Source organism: Duganella phyllosphaerae (assembly GCF_001758785.1).
In the GTDB taxonomy this organism is placed as follows: domain Bacteria; phylum Pseudomonadota; class Gammaproteobacteria; order Burkholderiales; family Burkholderiaceae_D; genus Rugamonas; species Rugamonas phyllosphaerae.
This window is the reverse complement of sequence record NZ_LROM01000140.1, coordinates 1-1,715: the sequence shown is the minus strand read 5'-3', so window position 1 is coordinate 1,715 and position 1,715 is coordinate 1. Positions and strand designations below refer to the sequence as shown.

Annotated in this window: 1 protein-coding gene; it reads left to right on the top strand. The window is 69.7% G+C overall.

The annotated features are described in order from the left end of the window. Window positions 1–8: 8 nt before the first annotated feature. The gene (locus DUPY_RS23655) at window positions 9–1,430 is read left to right on the top strand and encodes a sigma-54 dependent transcriptional regulator (RefSeq protein WP_371851818.1); all 1,422 of its coding nucleotides are present in this window, start codon (window positions 9–11) and stop codon (window positions 1,428–1,430) included. Window positions 1,431–1,715 lie beyond the last annotated feature (285 nt).

Below are 1,715 nucleotides of genomic sequence, written 5' to 3'. Positions count from 1 at the left end.
AGAAGGGGCTGCGCGCGTTGGGCGCGGGCGGTATCGCCGCCGCCATCGTCGATTTGCGCCTGCCCGGCGACGACGGCCTGGCGCTGCTGCGCGCCGCGCCCGAGATCGCCCCGGACGTGCCGTGCATCATGCTCACCGCTTACGCCAGCGGCGCCAATACCATCGAGGCGATGCGGCTGGGCGCTTTCGACCACCTGACCAAGCCGATCGGGCGCAGCGTGCTGGCCGAGACGCTGGCGCGGGCCTTGCGGGCGCGGGCGGCCAATGGCGTGGACACTGAAATGGACAATGCAGTGGCCGACCCGGACGACACCATGGTCAGCAACAGCGAAGCGATGCGCGCCATCTTCAAGCGCATCGGCCTGGTGGCCGACAGCGACAACTCGGTGCTGGTGCTTGGCGAAACCGGGACCGGCAAGGAGCTGGTGGCGCAGGCGCTGCATCGCAACAGCGCCCGGGTGCAGGGGCCGTTCGTGGCGGTCAACTGCGCGGCGATTCCGGCCGACTTGCTCGAGAGCGAACTGTTCGGCCACGTCAAGGGCGCGTTTTCCGGCGCCACGGCCGACCGCCCCGGACGCTTCCGCGAGGCCGACGGCGGCACCCTGTTCCTCGACGAGATCGGCGACATGGCGCTGCCCACCCAGGCCAAGATCCTGCGCGTGCTGCAGGAGCGGGTGGTCACGCCGCTGGGCGGACGCCACGCGCAAGCGGTCAACCTGCGCGTGGTGGCCGCCACCCACCGCGACCTCGAGCGCGAGGTGGTCGAGGGCAGGTTCCGCGCCGACTTGCTGTACCGCTTGCAGGTGATCACCATCGTGTTGCCGCCGCTGCGCGAACGGCACGGTGATATCGAGGTGCTGCTCGCGCATTTTCTCCATCACGGCGGCGGTCGCAGCAAGCGGCTGTCGGACGCCGCGCTGGCCGCCTTGCGCGCGCACGACTGGCGCGGCAACGTGCGCGAGCTGCGTAACACCGTGCAGCGCGCGATTGCGCTCAGTGAGGGCGATCTGATCGAGGAGCGGCACCTGGGGCTGGCAACGGCTGCAGGGGCGTCAGCGGCGTCCGTCGGCGCGACTGATGCTGCACCTGCCGGTACGCCATCCCGCGCTACCGGGCCGGCTGCGGCCATCGGCAGCGTGGATGCAGTTGCCGCGCTGGCTGACGGAGTGGCTGCTGCCCCTGGCGGCGTTGCTGGCGCCACCGGGGCGGCGCTTGGTGCTGGTTCGGTCACTTCCGTGCCGCTGGCCGCAGATGTACCGGCCATCGACTGGGACGGCAACCTGGACCAGGCCGTGGCGCAGCTGGAGGCGGCGATGCTGGTACGGGCGCTGGCCGCCAGCGACGGCAACCGCAGCCAGGCGGCGCGCCGGCTCGGCCTGTCGCGCCAGCAGTTGTATCGCAAGCTGGCGCAATATGGTCTGGATGTGTGACGCCTGTCCGCAGGGCGGACAAGCAGGTGTCACCAAAGCGGACAAGCGGCGGCGCCGAACGCCCGATTCGGGCGTTTTGCAGGCGGGCAGGGCTGGCACGCTATCTGCATAGACATGGTTACCCCGCCTTTTAATGAAACAAGGAGAGAACCATGAATACCCTGAAACTGAAGCCCGTCATGCTGGCTGTCGCACTGACCGCTGTCACCGCCACCGCTGCCTTTGCCGCGCCGCAGCCTGCTCAGCCGCCAGCACCATTGCTGCTGGCCCAGGCCGATACGCCAC